Source organism: Persicitalea sp. (assembly GCF_041751555.1).
Lineage (GTDB): Bacteria > Bacteroidota > Bacteroidia > Cytophagales > Spirosomataceae > Persicitalea.
Genome location: NZ_JBGSXF010000571.1, coordinates 1 through 3,342, shown reverse-complemented (window position 1 = coordinate 3,342; position 3,342 = coordinate 1). Strand labels below are relative to the sequence as shown.

Below are 3,342 nucleotides of genomic sequence, written 5' to 3'. Positions count from 1 at the left end.
GTTATACCAAAAACTTATCTACTTTATGAATGTAACGTATCTTGCCAACACATGAATAAATGGTACAAAAACAAAGAAAAAAGATGCGCGTAGGATATGCACGGGTCAGTACGCAGGAGCAAACCCTGGACTCCCAGACGGATGCCCTGGAGAGTGCGAAGTGTGAGCGGGTGTTCACGGACAAGGTATCGGGTGTTAAAGCGCACAAACCCGAATTCGAGAGAATGATGGGCTATCTGCGGAAAGGGGATACGATAGTCATCTGGAAACTGGATCGGCTCGGACGTTCGACCCGCGGACTGATCGAACTTGTCGAAGACCTGGGTAAGAAGGGAATTCACCTGGTCTCGCTCAATGATCCGATTGACACTACGTCACCGGGCGGCCTGCTCGTCTTTCAGATCTTCTGCGCTCTGGCTGAACATGAGCGTAACGTAATCGTGCAGCGCACCAAAGCCGGCCTGCAGTCGGCACGAGCCAGGGGCCGGAACGGCGGCCGACCCGGGGGGTTAAGCCCGAAATACCAAAAGATAGCCCCAGCCGTGAAAAACCTTTACGTGTCTGGAGAGCAGTCGACAACGCAGATTATGAGCTATTTCCAGATCGGCAGTCGCCGAACCCTTTATAGGATTTTACGACATGCCGGTGTCAGCATAAAACCGATTGAAAAGATGCGCCCAGAGAATCAGAATCCCTTAGAAGCCGTTTTAAAATAGTATAGGGACAAAAAGCATCCGAAAAAAGTTGAGAAGGTATCTCACCACCTAGCTCGCCCAGAATCGGATGCCAAGCAAAGATAAATCAAAAAGGAAATACCCCAGCGAGCTGAGCGGCAAATCATGGAAGCACCTGAGCAATTTGCTACCCAATCCTAAAAAGAGGCCAGGCGGGCCGGGCCGTCCTTCAGTCGACATGAGGCAGGCCGTCAACGCCATCCTCTATGTGCTTCGCGGCGGGATAAGCTGGCGAATGCTGCCCAATGACTACCCCGCCTGGCAGACGGTGTACGGCTATTTCAACGAGTGGAGCAGGTCCGGGGTCTGGGAGAAAGTCAACACGGCTCTGGTCAGGCAAGTGCGCAGCAGCACGCGCAGGCCCGGTAAGAGGAAAAAACGCCGCAAGAAGCGGCCAACGGCGGGATGCATCGACTCGCAGAGCGTCAAAACCGTCCAGGTTGGCGGTCAGGATCGGGGATACGACGCGGGCAAGTCCATCAAAGGGCGCAAGCGCTTCATACTGGTCGACACGATGGGTTTGCTGCTGGCCGTGAAGGTGACGGCGGCCAGCGTCTCGGAGAAGGCCGGGGCGCAGTTGCTTCTGGCGAAGATACAAGCCACGCGCAGGCTGATGAAACTCTGCGGCAGGATCAAACTGGTGTGGGCCGACGCAGGCTACCAGGGGCCGGATCTGGCCGGTTGGGTCGCGGCCCTGATGGGCTGGACTTGGCAGATCGTCAAGCGAAACGATGACGTGAAAGGATTCGCCGTCCTGCCCAGAAGGTGGGTCGTCGAGAGAACCTTTGCCTGGCTGTCCTTCAACAGGAGGCTGTCGAAGGATTACGAAAAGCTAACCCGAAACAGCGAGGCGATGGTCTACCTGGCGATGATCAGAATCATGCTGAAACGACTAAATTGATATTTTAAAACGGCTTCTGAGAGTAATTCTTTGTCCATTTACTAAAAGAACCCCTAATGGAACCTGTTTTCTTCCTCGATATGCTGCAGCTCGAACGCAACGCCAGGCTGGTGCTGACGGACTCCGGGGGCGTACAAAAGGAGGCCTATTACCTGGGTACCCCGTGTATCATCATGCGCCCGGAAACCGAGTGGATCGAAATTGTGGAGAGCGGCGCAGCGCGACTAACGGATGCCGATACGAACCTGATTTTGGAAGCCTACCGGTATTTTGAAGGGAAAGCGGAATTCGATTTCCGAGCTATGTATGGCGACGGTCGGGCAGCGGAAAAGATTTTAAAAATACTGCTTGAGAATTGACCGCGCTGGCAGCTATAATACCATAATGTAGAGTAGATCCTCTTTTCAGAATAGCCCAACCAGCCCTATGTTTCCACTGGGCGTAATCTCAAAGTAAAAAGTTGGACAATCAGTGGAGGTCAACCGTCCCTTATGCCTCAGATTGTACCCCCGTGCCGATTTAGCCACCAGTTCGTTGGAGAACTCGACCAGCGCGATGCCCGCCATGAAGAGTCCCAGACCAGCCGCCAGCTTCGGGCGGCTTCGGACTGTATAATCTGCCGTAACGAGCTGCCCTTCATAATAACCGCTGTGAGTGCCAGACTTACCTTTGAGGGCGACGTAGCTTAACGCTATCCCAGCCAGGGAGACTATAGGGGCAATGGGTTGAAGTATTCGCCCTGCCCGATATTGCCGTTTGGCCAGCGCATCGTCCTGGTACAGAGTTAGGGTCGCCGCAGAACGAAGCCTGGCTTGTCCTTGGTAAATGGAGGTAGAAAAGATTTTTTTGCTGCAATGCAAGGAGTCCGCAGTAGCTCCAGACACCGAAAGCGGAACTTTTACGGTTTTTTGGGTAGTCTGTCCCAAAGCTGAAAAGCTTAGAACCTGTCTGAAAACCGCTTGAACATAGAAAAAGACATCCGATGAAAAGGGATTTTTGTAGCGACCAAACTTCAAAACTTCCTTCTCAGATGCCTCAGCACAAAACTAAACGGAAATCTCACAAAAAGTATCCCACTGAACTTTCCGACCAACAATGGAAACACTTGAAGGCACTCTTGCCTATGCCAAAAAAACAAATTGATGGGCCGGGACGGCCCCCGCTCGACCTGCGGGAGGTGATTAACGGCATTCTGTACTGGATGCGCAGCGGCTGCTCGTGGGAGCTGTTGCCTAATGATTATCCTAATCACAAGAGCGTCTACCACTATTTCAACACTTGGAGCAAGGATGGCGTGTGGCAACAAATCCATGTCAAGCTGGTTAGTAGAGTGCGTAAAAAAGCAGGTCGCAAGAAACGGCCTACGGCCTCTTCTATTGATTCCCAATCGGTTAAGACGACTCAGATCGGTGGTGAGCGCGGCTATGACGCGGGCAAGTGCATCAAGGGTCGAAAACGATTCATTCTAGTCGACACACTGGGTTTCCTGCTGGCGGTGAAGGTCGTAGCTGCAAGCGTGTCCGAAAAGGCGGGGGCCAAACTGTTGATTGAGAAAATCTGGGCCGATAGCCGGCTCAAGAAATTATGTGGAAAGTTGGAGATTGTCTGGGTCGATGCGGGTTATCAGGGCGATGATTTGTATGATTGGCCGGGCCGCCGGGGCGGTGGCCAACCTAACGGGTTGGCTGTGGGAAGTGGTCAAAAGAA

The 3,342-nt window shown here is 52.8% G+C and carries 5 protein-coding genes; 4 read left to right on the top strand and 1 reads right to left on the bottom strand.

The genetic code is table 11. From position 1 onward, the window contains the following. Positions 1-59 precede the first annotated feature (59 nt). The 3 genes from ACEW8P_RS20245 (at position 60) to ACEW8P_RS20235 (ending at position 1,994) form a co-directional block, all read left to right on the top strand. Complete coding sequence (locus ACEW8P_RS20245; protein ID WP_373514890.1) at positions 60-716, top strand: recombinase family protein; 657 nt, start codon at positions 60-62, stop codon at positions 714-716. Between the two features lie 67 nt (positions 717-783). Continuing rightward, the gene (locus tag ACEW8P_RS20240; RefSeq protein ID WP_373514889.1) at positions 784-1,635 is read left to right on the top strand and encodes an IS5 family transposase; all 852 of its coding nucleotides are present in this window, start codon (positions 784-786) and stop codon (positions 1,633-1,635) included. Positions 1,636-1,691: 56 nt separating this feature from the next. Further along, positions 1,692-1,994, top strand: coding sequence for a UDP-N-acetylglucosamine 2-epimerase (locus ACEW8P_RS20235; protein WP_373514888.1), 303 nt, complete (start codon positions 1,692-1,694; stop codon positions 1,992-1,994). Between the two features lie 45 nt (positions 1,995-2,039). Here ACEW8P_RS20235 and ACEW8P_RS20230 read toward each other — a convergent pair whose 3' ends face one another. Beyond that, positions 2,040-2,561 (bottom strand): hypothetical protein, encoded by a 522-nt coding sequence (locus ACEW8P_RS20230; RefSeq protein WP_373514887.1) that lies wholly within the window; start codon positions 2,559-2,561, stop codon positions 2,040-2,042. A 197-nt stretch (positions 2,562-2,758) separates the two neighbouring features. Here ACEW8P_RS20230 and ACEW8P_RS20225 point away from each other — a divergent pair. Further along, positions 2,759-3,342, top strand: a 584-nt coding sequence (locus tag ACEW8P_RS20225) for an IS5 family transposase (RefSeq protein WP_373514886.1), incomplete at its 3' end; no start/stop codon positions are given.

Bases quoted from the DNA above. Each gene is read 5' to 3' on its own strand.
- ACEW8P_RS20245 (WP_373514890.1), top strand. From the start codon at position 60: ATGGTACAAAAACAAAGAAAAAAGATGCGCGTAGGATATGCACGGGTC.
- ACEW8P_RS20240 (WP_373514889.1), top strand. From the start codon at position 784: ATGCCAAGCAAAGATAAATCAAAAAGGAAATACCCCAGCGAGCTGAGC.
- ACEW8P_RS20235 (WP_373514888.1), top strand. From the start codon at position 1,692: ATGGAACCTGTTTTCTTCCTCGATATGCTGCAGCTCGAACGCAACGCC.